Origin of the sequence: Kitasatospora sp. NPDC091257, assembly GCF_044757675.1 — a bacterium.
GTDB classification, from domain to species: Bacteria; Actinomycetota; Actinomycetes; order Streptomycetales; family Streptomycetaceae; genus Kitasatospora; species Kitasatospora lactacystinica.
Genome location: NZ_JBIVVI010000075.1, coordinates 1 through 14,476 on the forward strand (window position 1 = coordinate 1; position 14,476 = coordinate 14,476).

A 14,476-nucleotide genomic window follows, 5' to 3' on the forward strand; every position below is an offset into this window, starting at 1 on the left:
GGCAGCCCCGCCGTTCGGGCTGGGGCAAGCGCTCCAACACCGGGCTCGCGGTGACCTCGCTGGTCCTCGGCATCCCGCTGACGGCGATCGCGGGCAGCCCGGAGAGCGGCGGCTTCGCCGGTCTGGTGGTCTGCTGGGCGGGCATCGTCGGGGTCAACCTGGCGGCCGCCCTGGGCGAGCTGCGCAACCGCCGGGACCGCGCGGAGCGCTCGCCGCGGAGCGACTGGGACTGAGCCCCCGTCACTCCGCGGCGACGCCACGACCCCGGCCGGCCGGGGCTCAGGCCAGCGGGCCGGTGACCCGCTCGACCGCCCGCACCAGCTCGCCGGAGGCGACCAGCTCGGCGGCGGCCTCCAGGTCGGGCGAGAGGAAGCGGTCGCGGCCGGCGCCGCCGACGCCCGCCTCCCGGGCGGCGGCCATGGCGGCCGCGGTGGCCGGGGCGACGCGGCCCGACGCGTCGGCCTGCTGACGGATCTCCAGCGCCCGGGCGGACGCGGTGAGTTCGACGGCGAGGATCCGGCCGAGGTTGGCCACGGCCTGGCGCAGCTTGCGCGCGGCCGACCAGCCCATCGACACGTGGTCCTCCTGCATCGCGGAGGAGGGGATCGAGTCGACCGAGGCCGGGACGGCGAGCCGCTTGTTCTCGCTGACCAGCGCCGCCTGGGTGTACTGGGCGATCATCAGGCCGGAGTCCACGCCCGGGTCGTCGGCCAGGAAGGCCGGCAGGCCGTGCGAGCGGGCCTTGTCGAGCAGCCGGTCGGTGCGGCGCTCGGAGATCGAGCCGAGGTCGGCGGCGGCGATGGCGAGGAAGTCCAGCACGTAGGCGACCGGGGCGCCGTGGAAGTTGCCGTTGGACTCCACCCGGCCGTCCGGCAGCACCACCGGGTTGTCGACCGAGGCGGCCAGTTCGCGCGAGGCGACCAGCCGGGCGTGCTCCAGGGTGTCCCGGCCGGCGCCGGCGACCTGCGGGGCGCAGCGGATCGAGTAGGCGTCCTGGACCCGCGGCGCGTCGTCCTGGTGGTGGCCGGTGAGGCCGGAGTCCTTGAGGACGGCGAGCATGTTGGCGGCGCTCAGCGCCTGGCCCGGGTGCGGACGGATCGGGGCGTGCAGCTCGGGGGCGAGCACCTTCTCGGTGCCGAGCAGCGCCTCCAGGCTCATCGCGGCGGTGATGTCGGCGGTGGTGAACAGCCGCTGGAGGTCGGCGATGGCCATCACCAGCATGCCGAGCATGCCGTCGGTGCCGTTGATGAGGGCGAGGCCCTCCTTCTCCAGCAGCTCGACGGGCTCGATCCCGGCGGCGGCGAGCAGTTCGGCGGCGGGCTTCTCCACGCCGTCCGGGCCGGTGGCGGTGCCCTCGCCCATCAGGACCAGTGCGCAGTGCGACAGCGGCGCGAGGTCGCCGGAGCAGCCGAGCGAGCCGAACTCCCGCACCACCGGGGTGATGCCCGCGTTGAGCAGGGCGGCCATGGTCCGGGCGACCAGCGGCCGGACGCCGGTTCGGCCGGAGGCCAGCGTCTTCATCCGCAGGAACACCAGCGCGCGGACCACCTCGCGCTCGACCGCCGGCCCCATGCCGGCGGCGTGCGAGCGCACCAGCGACCGCTGCAGCTGGGCGCGCAGCTCGGGGCTGATGTGGCGCACGGCGAGCGCGCCGAAGCCGGTCGACACGCCGTAGACGGGGCGCGGCTCGGCCGCGAGGGCGTCGATCCGCGCGCGGGCGACCGCCATCTCGGCCAGCGCGTCGGGGCCGATCTCGACCCGGGCGTTGCCCCGGGCGACGGCGAGGACGTCCTCCGCGCTGACGTCGGCCTTGCCGACCAGGACCAGCGGAGCGTCGGGGGCCACAGCACTGTGCATATCCATATACACCATCACATCAGGTGAATGAAGATATGACAACAGGTGCTCGCCATCCGGATTCTCCGCCCTCCGGACCGGCGCCGCACACCGCGGCCCCCGGGCCGCCTCCGCTTCACCTCACGAGTTCACCTCACGAGCTCGGCCTCGATCAGGTCCACCGCCCGGGCGGTGCCGCCCTCGGCCCGCCCGGCGGCGGACAGCTCGCGCAGCCGCTCGGCCACCGCCGGGTCGCCGACCAGCTCCAGCAGGGCGGCGCGCAGCGCCTCCGCGGTGGCCTGCTCGGTGTCCAGCCGACGGGCGACGCCGAGCCCCACCAGGGCGTCCGCGTTGGCGAACTGGTCGGTGGCCTGCGGCACCGCGATCATCGGCACGGCGTGGAACAGCCCCTCGCTGGAGCCGCCCATGCCCGCGTGGGTGACGAAGGCGTCCGCCTGGGAGAGCACCGACAGCTGCGGCACCCACCGGTGCACCTCGACGGTGTCCGGCACCTCGCCGAGCTCGGCCGGGTCGGTGTGGCTGCCGATCTGGAGCACGGTGTGCCAGCCCGGCAGCTCGCCGAAGGCCCGGACGCAGGCCCGGTAGAAGGCGGGCTGGTGGGTGAAGGCCGAGCCCAGCGAGACCAGCAGCACCTTCTCGGCGCCGGCCGGCCGCTCCCACCGCCCCTGGTGGGCGCGGTCGCCGAAGCAGGGCCCGACGAAACTGATCCGCCGCTCGTCGACCCGGTCGGCGTTGGGCTGCAGGGCGCGCGGGACCAGGGCGATCGCCCGCTCCGGGCGGTTCTTGAAGGCGTCCACGTCGCGCTGCGCCGCACCGGCCTCGGCCAGCCAGTCGGCGAACCGGCGGTAGTGCTCGGCGCCGCCCGGACCGGTGCGGATCGCCTCGAACACCTCCGCGAGGTCCTGCTCGAAGCCCTCCCAGCCGACGAAGGTGGGCGACAGCTGCACGACCGGCACCCCCAGCCGCTCGCCGAGCGCCCGGGCCGCGAAGCCCGCGATGTCGCAGAGCACCAGGTCGGGCCGGTCGTCGGCGAAGGCCTCCAGGAGGACGGGCCACATGGAGAGCGCGTCGTCCAGGAACAGTTCCTGGATCGCCACCGGATCCTCCATCCAGCCGTCCGGGTCGTCGGCGAGCGGCAGCTTCGTCGGGTACGGGACGAAGGCGGCGCCGGTGGACTCGACGGTTTCCCGGAAGGACGGGTCGTTGACGTAGCTGACCCGGTGGCCGCGGGCGACCAGCTCGGTGATCACGGCGAGGCTGGGGTTGACGTGGCCATGGGCCGGAATGGAGACCATCAGGATGTGTGCGGGGCGGTTCACGGGCACCTCCGGGGCAGCGATGAAGACGAGACGGACCGTCTCGCGGTTGCTTGAGAAGACAATACGGTTCGTCTCGCTGTTGCGCATAGAATTTTTCCCATGGCTTCCAGAACCGCCCCCGACCCCGCCCGCCGCAGCGAGCGCGCCCGCGCCGCCGTCCTCACCGCGGCCACCGAACTCGTCGCCGAGGTCGGCTACGGCAAGCTGACCATCGAAGCGATCGCCGCCCGCGCCGGCGTCGGCAAGCAGACCATCTACCGGTGGTGGCCCTCGAAGGGGGCGGTGGTCTTCGACGCCTTCCTCGCCGCCGGCGAGCACGAGGGCAGCCTCGCCCTCCCCGACACCGGCGACCTCGCCGCCGACCTCCGCGCCGTCCTGCGCCCCACCAGCGACGAGCTCGCCGACCCGGGCGCCGACCGCACCTTCCGCGCGCTCCTCGCCGAGATCCTCAACGACCCCGCGCTGCACGCCGAGTACCGCACCCGCCTGCTGGACCCGCTGCTGGAGGTCACCCGCGACCGCCTCCGCCGTGCCCGCGAGGCGGGCCAGATCGCCCCCGACGCCGACCTCGACCTGGCCGTCGAACTCTTCTACGGTCCGCTCAACTACCGCTGGCAGTTCCGGCTCGGCCCGCTCACCCACGAGCACGCCGACCTCCTGGTCGACGCCGCCCTCCGGGCGCTCAACCCGCCCGCCGCCGACGGCGGCCGCGGCGCCTGAACCAGCACACGGCCACCACCGCGACCGGCACGCGGAGCAGCGGCACGAGGGCGGGCCGGGTGTACGGCCCGCCGGACCCACCGCGGGAGCCGTGCCGACGGCGAGGTGCCCGGGGCGCCGTCACCGGGTCCGCCGACGGGCCCCGACCAGGGGTGCCGCCTCAGACCGCCGGCGGCGAGGCCGGGCCCGCCAGGGCGACCGAGACCAGGGCCCGCATGGCGCAGGCGGCCTGGCCCAGCGGCAGGGTGGCGTCGTCGGCGAAGAGCTCCACCAGCCAGCCGCCGGCCGGGTTCTGGCCGCCCGCCGCGACCATGCCCCGGTAGCCGGAGACGACGAGCATCGCCTCCTCCGCCGGGTCGTTGCCGGCCGCACCCGACCGCAGGGCGAAGGCGCCGCCGCGCACGGCGCGGCGGGTCATCGGGTAGTGCCGGAGGTCGAAGACCGCGTCGGGGGCCTCGATCCGGGCCCGCTGGGTCTCGGCGCGGGCGTTGGCGGGGCCGCTGGTCATCCGGTAGACGGCGTGCTGGGCGGTGCGCATGAACTGGGAGCCCGGCGGAATGTACGAGACCCACCAGCCGACGGCGTCCAGCAACCGGGCGGCGGCCTCGGCGACCACGACCAGCTTGCCGAGGGTGTCCGCCGGGTGGACGGCCCGGGCCGCGGCGGCCCGGTCGAGGGAGGCGAGCACGGCGGTGAGCAGCTGCCCCGGGTCGGCGCTGTGGGCGGCGCCGCGGAACCGCCGCCGGTCGCCCGCCCCGGCCCGGCCGTTCGGCCCGCGCCGCCCGTCCGCCCGGTGGTGCGGGTCGGCGGCGTCGGCGAGCAGCACGGTGGGGTCGGGCGAGAATCCGGGGCCGTGGCTGCGCCCGGCGACCACCGGGTGGGCGGCCCGGGCCGCCTTGGCCCGGTACTGGGCGGCGTCGGCGAGCCGGAACAGCCGGTCGGGGGTGGTGACGGGCCCGATCGAGTCCCCGGTGGAGGCGACGCCGCAGGCCACGCCCTCGCCCTCGGAGAGCGCGAGCGCCCGGGCGCACAGCTCCTCGGCGACGGCGACCACCTCGTCGGCCTTCTGCCCCTCCACCAGCAGGCAGAACTCGTCGCCGCCGAGCCGGGCGGCGAGGCTGCCGGGGAGCTTGGCGGCGGCCAGCGAGAGCTGGTGGGCGAACCGCTCCAGCAGCCGGTCGCCCATCTCGTGGCCGAGCTGGTCGTTGACCCGTTTCAGTCCGTTGACGTCGCAGACCACCAGGGAGACCACGGTGTTGTCCCGGTTGTGCGCCTCCAGCGCGCTCTCCAGCCGGGCGTCGACGGCCCGCCGGTTGGCCAGGCCGGTGAGCGGGTCGGAGAAGGCGAGCCTGCGCAGGTCGGCGAGGCGCTCGGTCTGCGCCAGCCCGGCCGAGACCTGGGCGGCGAGCAGCGTCGCGTAGTCGGCGTCGCCCTCGGTGAACCCGGGCATCCCGGCCGACCGGGCGAGGTAGAGCTCGCCCCAGGCCTGGCCGTGCAGCACGATCGGCGCGACCACGCAGCAGGCCCGCCCGCGCCGGCGCAGCGCCGCGGCGCGCTCCTGGCAGTACGCGCCGGCGGTCGGGTGGGCGTGCCCGGCGTGCGGCTCGCTGTTCTCGGCGGTCTGCAGCCAGGCGCGCGGCAGCCGCCCGGTGGTCCAGCGTTCCTCCAGGTACGTGACGATCTCGGGGAAGTCGGCGACCGGGTACGACTCGTCCTCGGGCAGTTCCTCCTCGCCCGGGGCGAGTTCTCCGTGGTTGACCAGGACCCGCAGCCGGCCGGACTCCCGGTCCCAGACCGAGACGGCGGCCATGGTGGCGCCGAGCGCCTCGGTGGCCCGGGTGGCGGCGGCCCGGACGGCCTCCAGCGGGGTGAGCGCGGCGGCCATGTCCTGGGCGAGCTCGACCACGGACTGCAGCCTCAGGTCGGGCAGCGGGTCGGGGTTCCGCGGACGGCCGCAGTCGCAGTCGCGGTCCGTCATGATCGCCTCGCTGCTCACCGGCTCGCCTCGCTCCCTGTGCTCGGTCCTGCCAGACCCCCGCCGACCGGCCGCTTGCACCAAGACTATGGCGGTTTCCTTCGCTTATGCCCCGTTTGCCCGGACGGACCCGCAGCCGACCGTACGGGTTTCAACCGTTCGGCACCCGGAAAGCCGTACCCGCCGCGGGAGAGCCGCACCCATCGCCGGAGAGCGCACCCACCACGGGAGAGCGCGCCCACGGACCTCCGCACCGCGGACGGCTTCTCCGCCCCCACGCCTTCCCCGCAGGCGGAGCGCTATTCGCCTTCCCCGCGGGCGGCGGGCCACTGTTCGCCTTCCCCGCGGGCGGAGCGCTACTCGGCCTTCAGCCGCCGGGTGAGCAGCCACGGCTCGACCAGTCCGAGCCCCCGCACCGGCCGCCGCCACATCGGCTGCAGGTGGAACCGGGCCCCGGCCTCCGGGCCCGGCATCGGCAGCCCGGAGGCGGGCATCCCGACCGCGGCCGACAGCGCCTCGGCCAGGCCCGGCCCCTCCGAGTCGGCCGGGGCGACGCTGCCGTTCTGCTCCAGCGCGGCGGCGAACTCGCCGTCGATCAGCACCGCGTCCTTGGGGGCGATCGAGGTCAGCCGGCTGGCCAGGTTGACGGTGGTGCCGAAGACGTCGCCCATCCGCGAGGTGACCGTGCCGAAGGCCATGCCGACCCGCAGCGGCGGGATGGTGTCGTCCCCGGCCAGCGCCTCGATCAGGCTCAGCGCGATCTCGGCGGCGGTCGCCGGGTCCTCGGAGACGTAGAGGATCTCGTCGCCGAGCGTCTTGATCACCCGGCCGCCCTGGCCGGCGATCAGGTCCGAACAGGTGTTCTCGAAGGTCTCGACCAGCTCGCCGAGCTCCTCCTCCTCCAGCCGCCGGGACAGCCGGGTGAAGCCGACCAGGTCGGCGAAGCCGACGGCGAGCCGTCCGCTGGTGATCTCGTTGTCCTCGGCGGCCTGCACCACCCGGCCGGTGACGGCCGCCAGCTGGCGCCGCCAGACGTACACCAGGAACTGTTCCAGCTCCGGCAGCAGCAGCTCGACCAGCGGGTACGCGACGTCGGCCCGGGTCAGCCCGGGCTCGACGGACTGGGTGAGGTTCTCCAGGAAGGTGTCCATCTGCCAGCCGGCCAGCCGGGCCGTGGTCTGGCCGGTGGAACGGGCCACCTGGATCGCCATCGACTCGCTGAGCAGCCCGGACTCCACCAGGCCGGCCAGGCGCCGCAGCGCGATCACGTCGCCGTCGGTGAGCGCGCGGGACTGGCCGATGTCGGGGAAGCCCATGGCGCGCCAGAACCGGGTGGCCAGCTCCATCGGGACGTCGGCGGCGCGCGCGGCCTGGTACGGGGTGTAGCGGCGCGGCGCGTCCAGGATCAGGCGTTCCAGTTCGAGCGCGACCGTGGGGTCGTTGCTGCCCGCCGTCGCGCCGCTGCTGCCGTCCTCTGCCACCGGTCCGTCCCCGTGCGATCGCCGCACTCGCCTCGTGTCCTACCTGTCCGGGCGCGCCGTCCGCCACCCGGGCGGACAGTGGCGCGCCTCACACCGCTGCCAGGTGGAATGTTCGCACGGAATCGTCGGATCCGGGGCATCAGCCCGGGTCAAGGGGTGGTGAAGACTGCCGTTCAGCGGGCCTCGGGGCGCACGTGGACGACGTCCCCGGCACCGACCGCCCGGCGTACGCCGTCGGGCGTGCGGACCACCAGCCGCCCGTCGCCGTCCACCGCCACCGCCTCGCCGACCAGCTCGCGGTCGCCCGGCAGGTGCACCTTCACCCGGCGGCCGAGCGTGGTGCAGCGGTCCGCGTAGGCGCGCAGCAGGTCGCTGGCGTGCGGGTCGCCCGCGGCGGCCGTCCACTCCCGGTACAGCTCGGCCAGCTCGCGCAGCAGGGCGCGCAGCAGGGTGCCCCGGTCGGTGGTGGAGGCGCCGGCCAGCGCGAGCGAGGCGGCGGCGGGGACGGGCAGTTCCTCCGTGCGCAGCGAGACGTTGAGGCCCATGCCGACCACCACCGCGCCGCCCGACAGCTCGGTGAGGATGCCGCCGAGCTTGCGCTCCGCGCCGTCGATCTCCGTCTGGAGGTCGTTGGGCCACTTCAGGCCGACCTCGACCCCGGCGACCCGGCCGAGCGTGCTGGCCGCGGCCACCCCGGCCAGGATCGGCAGCCAGCCGTACCGCTCGACCGGCACCCCCTCGGGGCGCAGCAGCACGGACAGGAACAGCCCGGAGCGGGGCGGGGCGGTCCACTGCCGGCCCAGCCGGCCGCGGGCGGCACTCTGTGCCTCGGCCACCAGCACCGCGCCCTGGGCGGCGCCCGCCGCGGCCCGGGCGGCGAGGTCGCTGTTGGTGGAGCCGGTCTCGGCGACGACGTCCAGCGAGGTCCACAGGCCGCCCGGGACGAGCAGGTCGTGGCGCAGCGCCTCCTCGTCCAGCGGCGGACGGTCCAGGTCGGTCCAGGGCGACGGTCCGGCGTGGCCGAAGCCGCGCAGTCCGCTGCGGCGGGGGGTCTCGGGTGCGGTCATGGGAAAACCCTAGGACCGATCCGGGACGCAGGCCGCCCCATCGTCCCGCAGAACACCCGTCAACAGAACTGTGTCGATGGTCATGACGCCAGGACGTGCCGCATCGCCCTCCGCGCTGGCTACGCTACCCAGCGGTAGTTCGTAGCGCCGCCCTGCCCTCATGCGCGGGCCCACCACCCGGCCCCGCGCGCACTCGAACAGGTCGCGGCCATGGATCAGGGAGAGCCACCGGATGACCGAGGCGTCGTACGACCCCCACACCACCGCCGGCAAGCTCGCCGACCTGCGGCGAAGGCTGGACGAGGCGGTGCACTCCGGCTCCGCGAAGGCCGTGGAGAAGCAGCACGCCAAGGGCAAGCTGACCGCCCGCGAGCGGGTCGCGGAACTGTTGGACGAGGACTCCTTCGTGGAGTTCGACGAGTTCGCCCGGCACCGCTCGACCAACTTCGGCCAGGAGAAGAACCGGCCGTACGGCGACGGCGTGGTGACCGGCTACGGCACCGTGGACGGCCGCCAGGTCGCCGTGTTCGCCCAGGACTTCACCGTCTTCGGCGGCTCGCTCGGCGAGGTGTTCGGCGAGAAGATCGTCAAGGTGATGGACTTCGCGCTGAAGACCGGCTGCCCGGTCATCGGCATCAACGACTCCGGCGGCGCCCGGATCCAGGAGGGCGTGGTCTCGCTCGGCCTGTACGGCGAGATCTTCCGGCGCAACGTGCACGCCTCCGGCGTCGTCCCGCAGATCTCGCTGATCATGGGCCCCTGCGCGGGCGGCGCGGTGTACTCCCCCGCGATCACCGACTTCGTGGTGATGGCCGACCGGACCTCGCACATGTTCATCACCGGCCCGGACGTGATCAAGACCGTCACCGGCGAGGACGTCGCGATGGAGGAGCTGGGCGGCGCGCGCACCCACAACGCCAAGTCGGGCAACGCGCACTACCTGGCCGCCGACGAGAAGGAGGCGATCGAGTACGTCAAGAGCCTGCTCTCGTACCTGCCGTCCAACAACCTGAGCGACCCGCCGTCCTACCCCGAGCAGGCCGACCTCACGGTCACCGAGGAGGACCTCGAACTCGACACCATCGTGCCGGACTCGGCGAACCAGCCGTACGACATGCGCACGGTGATCGAGCACATCGTCGACGACGGCGAGTTCCTGGAGACCCAGCCGCTGTACGCGGGCAACATCATCACCGGCTTCGGCCGGGTCGAGGGCCAGTCCGTCGGCATCGTCGGCAGCCAGCCGATGGACCTGGCCGGGTGCCTGGACATCAACGCCAGCGAGAAGGCCGCCCGCTTCATCCGCACCTGCGACTCGTTCAACGTCCCGGTGCTGACCTTCGTCGACGTGCCCGGCTTCCTGCCCGGCACCGAGCAGGAGTGGGACGGCATCATCCGGCGCGGCGCCAAGCTGATCTACGCCTACGCCGAGGCCACCGTCCCGCTGATCACCGTGATCACCCGCAAGGCCTTCGGCGGCGCGTACGACGTCATGGGCTCCAAGCACCTGGGCGCCGACCTCAACCTGGCCTGGCCGACCGCGCAGATCGCCGTGATGGGCGCGCAGGGCGCGGTCAACATCCTGCACCGCCGGGAGATCGCCGAGGCCGAGGCGGCCGGCACCGTCGAGGAGAAGCGGGCCGAGCTGATCGCCTCGTACGAGGACACCCTGCTGAACCCGTACCTGGCGGCCGAGCGCGGCTACGTGGACGCGGTGATCGCGCCGAGCGAGACCCGCCGGCACATCGTCCGCGGTCTGCGGGCGCTGCGCGGCAAGCGCGAGGTGCTGCCGCCGAAGAAGCACGGCAACATCCCCCTGTAGGCCCCGTCCCTGTCGGGAGAGAAGCAGCCATGTCCCCGATCCACGTACTGCACGGGCAGCCGACCCCCGAGGAACTGGCCACCGTCCTGGCGGTGGTCCAGGCCCGGGCCGCCGCCGCGCAGGCCGCCGCCGAGGCGGCGCGCCTGGCCGGTGCCGGCCCGGCGTCCCCCTGGAACGACCGCGCCCGCCTGCACCGCCCCGCCGTCCGCCCCGCCGTGAACGCCTGGCGGACCTCGGGCTGGGCGCACTGACACCCGCCGTGCGGAGCGGGCGACCGGCCCCGCCGGCCGCCCGCTCCGCGTGTTCCCGGGCGCCCGCTCCGCCCGGAACCTGAGTACGGATACTCAGGCGCCCGCGCCCCGCGCGGCGCACTCTGGACGGGTGCTCTGGTCAGATCCCCGTGACGAGCCCTCGCCCGAGGCCCGTCGGATGCAGGAGCGGATGCAGCGGGCCGGCAAGGTGATCGCCGTCCTGGTGCTGGTCGGCGCCGTGCTGATGATGCTCTCCCAGCCCTTCAGCTGAACCGTTCACCCGAACGGCGGATAGGAGCACCCCCTACCCTGGTGGGCATGACCGACCAGCGCGCCCTCGTCCTCGCCTCCGCCTCCCCCGCCCGCCTCGGGCTGCTGCGCCAGGCGGGCCTCGACCCGCGCGTGGTGGTCAGCGGCGTCGACGAGGACGCGATCACCGCCGCCACCCCCGCCGAACTCGCGCTCGTGCTGGCCGAGGCCAAGGCGAAGGCCGTCGCCGCCGAACTCGCCGACGGCGAGCTGGTGATCGGCTGCGACTCCGTCCTGGAACTGGACGGCCGGGCCCTCGGCAAGCCCGCCGACGCCGCCGAGGCGCTGGCCCGCTGGCAGTCGATGCGCGGGCGCGCCGGCGTGCTGCGCACCGGCCACTGCGTGATCGACACCACGACCGGCCGGCAGTCCTCGGCCACCGCCTCCACCACCGTCCGCTTCGGCACCCCGGACGACGCCGAGGTCGCCGCGTACGTGGCCTCGGGCGAACCGCTGCACGTGGCCGGGGCGTTCACCCTGGACGGCCGCTCGGCGCCGTTCATCGACGGCATCGACGGCGATCCGGGCAACGTCATCGGCCTCTCCCTGCCGCTGCTGCGCCGGCTGCTCGCCGACCTGGGCGTGCGCATCACCGATCTGTGGGCCGACTGACCTGCCGCACCGCGCCCCTGTCGCCCTAAGCTGACCGGCGTCCGAACGGGGAGGGGCGCGGAAGATGACCGACAGCGTGCTCAACGTGGTGCTCGGCCTGGTGGCCAGTGCGATCAGCGCTGTCCTCGGCTGGCTGGCCCAGGTGCTGCGGCGGCGCCGCAAGGTCGAACGGGTGCGGGCGTTCTTCGGGCTGCCGAGCGGCAGCGAGTGCCTGATCGTGGTGCCGCGCAGCATCGGGACGGGCTCGCACGCGCACACCGTGACCCGGCGCGACGCCTACGCGCTGATGTGGCTGGCCGGGCTGGTCGAGGAGTGCGGGGCGCGTCCCGAACTGGTCGCCCACGACGCCGCGCACCGCGGCCTGGGCGCCAAGACCGAGCTGTGCCTGGGCGGTCCGGTCAGCAACGAGCGGATGGCCGCGCACCTGGCCTGGGCCCTGCCCGGCGTGCTCGTCACCTCCGGGCCGGGTCCCGGCAGCAACGTGATCGTGGTGGGCGAGCGCGACTACACCGCCGACCGCGACCAGGCGCACGCCCTGCTCGCCCGGATCTCCACCCCGGACGGCGGCCGCCCGGTGTTCCTGGTCGCCGGCCAGACCGGCGTCGCCAACCAGGCCGGGGTGCGCCACCTGGTCGCGCACCACCGCGAACTCGCCCGGAGGTACGGGCAGGACGGCACCTTCGCGCTCGTCCTGCGGGTGGTCAATCCGGAGGCGTACGGGCCGGACATGGTCGAGGTGGCGGCCGACGTGACGGCCGAGGCGCTGCAGCGGCCAGGCGCCCGCTCAGGCGCCGCTTGAGCGGTCCGCGCGAGACTGTGGCCGATGCCACCTCCCCGCCACGCCGCCGGCCGGTCACCCGCCGTGGCCCCGCCCGATCCGGGGGGACCGGCGCCGACCTGCGGCGTCGTCCGCGGGGCCGCGGAAGGGGCCGGAAAAGCCATCACCGAGCGTGTGGGATAGTTCACAACCCGGGGCTACTCGCCGGTACTGCCCAGGAATCCATAAACTCAACGAGGTTCAAGAAGGGAGCCACAGTGCGCAAGGTGCTCATCGCCAACCGCGGGGAAATCGCCGTCCGCGTCGCCAGGGCCTGCTCGGACGCCGGTATCGCCAGCGTCGCCGTCTACGCCGAGCCGGACCGGGATGCGCTGCACGTCCGCGCGGCCGACGAGGCTTACGCGCTGGGCGGTGACACCCCCGCTACCAGCTACCTGGACATCGCCAAGGTCCTCAGGGCGGCCGCCGACTCCGGCGCCGACGCCGTCCACCCCGGCTACGGGTTCCTGTCGGAGAACGCCGACTTCGCCCAGGCCGTCCTCGACGCGGGTCTGATCTGGATCGGCCCGCCGCCGCAGGCCATCCGCGACCTCGGCGACAAGGTGACCGCCCGGCACGTCGCCCAGCGGGCCGGTGCCCCGCTGGTGGCCGGCACGCCGGACCCGGTCTCGGGCGCCGACGAGGTCGTCGTCTTCGCCCGGGAGCACGGCCTGCCGGTCGCCATCAAGGCGGCCTTCGGCGGTGGCGGCCGCGGCCTCAAGGTCGCCCGCACGCTGGAGGAGATCCCCGAGCTGTACGAGTCCGCGGTGCGCGAGGCCGTCGCCGCCTTCGGCCGCGGCGAGTGCTTCGTCGAGCGCTACCTGGACAACCCGCGGCACGTGGAGACCCAGTGCCTGGCCGACAAGCACGGCAACGTGGTGGTCGTCTCCACCCGTGACTGCTCGCTGCAGCGCCGCCACCAGAAGCTCGTCGAGGAGGCGCCCGCGCCGTTCCTGACCGCCGAGCAGAACGCCGAGCTGTACCGGGCGTCCAAGGCCATCCTGAAGGAGGCCGGCTACGAGGGCGCCGGGACCTGCGAGTTCCTGGTCGCCCTGGACGGCACGATCTCCTTCCTGGAGGTCAACACCCGTCTCCAGGTGGAGCACCCGGTCACCGAGGAGGTCACCGGCCTCGACCTGGTCCGCGAGATGTTCCGGATCGCCGACGGCGAGGAGCTCGGCTACGGCGACCCCGAGGTGCGCGGCCACTCCTTCGAGTTCCGCATCAACGGCGAGGACCCGGGCCGCAACTTCCTGCCCGCGCCCGGCACCGTGACGCTGTTCGCCCCGCCGTCCGGCCCGGGCGTGCGCCTGGACTCCGGCGTGGAGACCGGCTCGGTCATCGGCCCGGCCTGGGACTCGCTGCTGGCCAAGCTGGTCGTCACCGGCCGCGACCGCAAGCAGGCCCTGGAGCGGGCCCGCCGCGCGCTGGCCGAGTTCAAGGTGGAGGGCATGGCCACCGCCATCCCGTTCCACCGGGCGGCCGTCGTCGACCCGGCGTTCGCGCCGGAGGTGCACGGCAGCGACGAGCCGTTCAAGGTCTTCACCCGGTGGATCGAGACCGAGTTCGACAACACCATCCCGCCGTTCGCCGGCGCGGCCGGTGACGGCGAGGAGGCCGAGACCCGGGAGACCGTGGTGGTCGAGGTCGGCGGCAAGCGGATCGAGGTCTCGCTGCCGTCCTCGCTGGGCGTCGCGACGGCCCCGGCGGCCGGTGCGGCGGGTGCCGCCAAGGCCAAGCGCCGGGTGGGCGCCAAGAAGGCCGGTTCGGCCGTCAGCGGCGACACCCTGGCCTCGCCGATGCAGGGCACCATCGTCAAGGTCGCCGTGGAGGAGGGCCAGGTCGTCGCCGAGGGCGAGCTGATCGTGGTCCTGGAGGCGATGAAGATGGAGCAGCCGCTGAACGCCCACAAGGCGGGCACCGTCTCCGGTCTCAAGGCCGAGGTGGGCGCGAGCGTCAGCAGCGGCGCCGCGCTCTGCGAGATCAAGGACTGACGCCGCCGCGGGAGGCACCGTCCCCCGGACCGGTCCGACACGCCCATCGGGGGCGTGCGGACCGGTCGCGTTTCCGGGGTCCGCCGGTCGCGTCCCGCGGACTCCCCGCGGGCTCAGCGCCCGCGCGGCAGCCCCAGCTCGGCCAGCCGGGTCGGCATGCCGCCCGGGCCGACCGGTCCGCCGTGCGCGCCGGGGCGGCGCTGGCCGGGCAGCGGGGCGCCGCCGGGGGGCGGGCCGCCGCGGCGGGCCATC

11 protein-coding genes and 2 pseudogenes are annotated in these 14,476 nt (G+C 74.5%); 8 read left to right on the plus strand and 5 right to left on the minus strand.

The features are described from left to right. Positions 1–233 (plus strand): annotated as a pseudogene (locus ACIQOV_RS05755) (hypothetical protein); the annotation flags it as partial. 46 nt (positions 234–279) lie between these two features. On the opposite strand, the gene hutH reads toward ACIQOV_RS05755, so the two are convergent. Both hutH and ACIQOV_RS05765 read right to left on the minus strand, forming a co-directional pair. Continuing rightward, on the minus strand, positions 280–1,857 hold the full coding sequence (gene hutH / locus ACIQOV_RS05760) for a histidine ammonia-lyase (RefSeq protein ID WP_401045292.1): 1,578 nt from the start codon (positions 1,855–1,857) through the stop codon (positions 280–282). Between the two features lie 128 nt (positions 1,858–1,985). Further along, on the minus strand, positions 1,986–3,152 hold the full coding sequence (locus ACIQOV_RS05765) for a macrolide family glycosyltransferase (RefSeq protein WP_401045311.1): 1,167 nt from the start codon (positions 3,150–3,152) through the stop codon (positions 1,986–1,988). A gap of 123 nt (positions 3,153–3,275) precedes the next feature. On the opposite strand from ACIQOV_RS05765, the gene ACIQOV_RS05770 reads away from it, so the two are divergent. Next, positions 3,276–3,896: a TetR/AcrR family transcriptional regulator gene (locus ACIQOV_RS05770; RefSeq protein WP_401045295.1), complete on the plus strand. Its 621-nt coding sequence runs from the start codon at positions 3,276–3,278 to the stop codon at positions 3,894–3,896. Between the two features lie 727 nt (positions 3,897–4,623). Here ACIQOV_RS05770 and ACIQOV_RS05775 read toward each other — a convergent pair. From ACIQOV_RS05775 to ACIQOV_RS05785, 3 genes and pseudogenes are all read right to left on the minus strand, one after another. Continuing rightward, positions 4,624–5,781, minus strand: a pseudogene (locus ACIQOV_RS05775) (diguanylate cyclase domain-containing protein); the annotation flags it as partial. Between the two features lie 446 nt (positions 5,782–6,227). Continuing rightward, the gene (locus ACIQOV_RS05780) at positions 6,228–7,352 is read right to left on the minus strand and encodes an adenylate/guanylate cyclase domain-containing protein (RefSeq protein WP_401045297.1); all 1,125 of its coding nucleotides are present in this window, start codon (positions 7,350–7,352) and stop codon (positions 6,228–6,230) included. A 173-nt stretch (positions 7,353–7,525) separates the two neighbouring features. Further along, positions 7,526–8,419: a biotin--[acetyl-CoA-carboxylase] ligase gene (locus ACIQOV_RS05785; protein ID WP_401045298.1), complete on the minus strand. Its 894-nt coding sequence runs from the start codon at positions 8,417–8,419 to the stop codon at positions 7,526–7,528. Positions 8,420–8,651: 232 nt separating this feature from the next. Here ACIQOV_RS05785 and ACIQOV_RS05790 point away from each other — a divergent pair, with 232 nt between their 5' ends. The 6 genes from ACIQOV_RS05790 (at position 8,652) to ACIQOV_RS05815 (ending at position 14,224) form a co-directional block, all read left to right on the plus strand. Further along, positions 8,652–10,241: an acyl-CoA carboxylase subunit beta gene (locus ACIQOV_RS05790; RefSeq protein ID WP_359906088.1), complete on the plus strand. Its 1,590-nt coding sequence runs from the start codon at positions 8,652–8,654 to the stop codon at positions 10,239–10,241. 29 nt (positions 10,242–10,270) lie between these two features. Further along, entirely contained in the window at positions 10,271–10,492 is a 222-nt protein-coding gene (locus tag ACIQOV_RS05795; protein ID WP_401045301.1) for an acyl-CoA carboxylase epsilon subunit, read from the plus strand. Between the two features lie 130 nt (positions 10,493–10,622). Continuing rightward, positions 10,623–10,763 (plus strand): morphogenic membrane protein MmpB, encoded by a 141-nt coding sequence (mmpB, locus tag ACIQOV_RS05800; RefSeq protein ID WP_401045304.1) that lies wholly within the window; start codon positions 10,623–10,625, stop codon positions 10,761–10,763. 47 nt (positions 10,764–10,810) lie between these two features. Next, entirely contained in the window at positions 10,811–11,413 is a 603-nt protein-coding gene (locus ACIQOV_RS05805; protein WP_401045305.1) for a nucleoside triphosphate pyrophosphatase, read from the plus strand. Positions 11,414–11,477: 64 nt separating this feature from the next. Then, positions 11,478–12,212, plus strand: a complete 735-nt coding sequence (locus ACIQOV_RS05810; RefSeq protein WP_359906076.1) for a hypothetical protein — start codon at positions 11,478–11,480, stop codon at positions 12,210–12,212. Between the two features lie 236 nt (positions 12,213–12,448). After that, positions 12,449–14,224 carry an acetyl/propionyl/methylcrotonyl-CoA carboxylase subunit alpha gene (locus tag ACIQOV_RS05815; RefSeq protein WP_401045309.1) on the plus strand — a complete coding sequence of 592 codons (1,776 nt, stop codon included), beginning with the start codon at positions 12,449–12,451 and terminating at the stop codon, positions 14,222–14,224. Positions 14,225–14,476: the final 252 nt, after the last annotated feature.

Coding starts and splice junctions, on each gene's coding strand:
- hutH (WP_401045292.1), bottom strand. CDS start 1,857: ATGCACAGTGCTGTGGCCCCCGACGCTCCGCTGGTCCTGGTCGGCAAG.
- ACIQOV_RS05810 (WP_359906076.1), top strand. CDS start 11,478: ATGACCGACAGCGTGCTCAACGTGGTGCTCGGCCTGGTGGCCAGTGCG.
- ACIQOV_RS05785 (WP_401045298.1), bottom strand. CDS start 8,419: ATGACCGCACCCGAGACCCCCCGCCGCAGCGGACTGCGCGGCTTCGGC.
- ACIQOV_RS05790 (WP_359906088.1), top strand. CDS start 8,652: ATGACCGAGGCGTCGTACGACCCCCACACCACCGCCGGCAAGCTCGCC.
- ACIQOV_RS05765 (WP_401045311.1), bottom strand. CDS start 3,152: ATGGTCTCCATTCCGGCCCATGGCCACGTCAACCCCAGCCTCGCCGTG.
- ACIQOV_RS05795 (WP_401045301.1), top strand. CDS start 10,271: ATGTCCCCGATCCACGTACTGCACGGGCAGCCGACCCCCGAGGAACTG.
- ACIQOV_RS05805 (WP_401045305.1), top strand. CDS start 10,811: ATGACCGACCAGCGCGCCCTCGTCCTCGCCTCCGCCTCCCCCGCCCGC.
- ACIQOV_RS05770 (WP_401045295.1), top strand. CDS start 3,276: ATGGCTTCCAGAACCGCCCCCGACCCCGCCCGCCGCAGCGAGCGCGCC.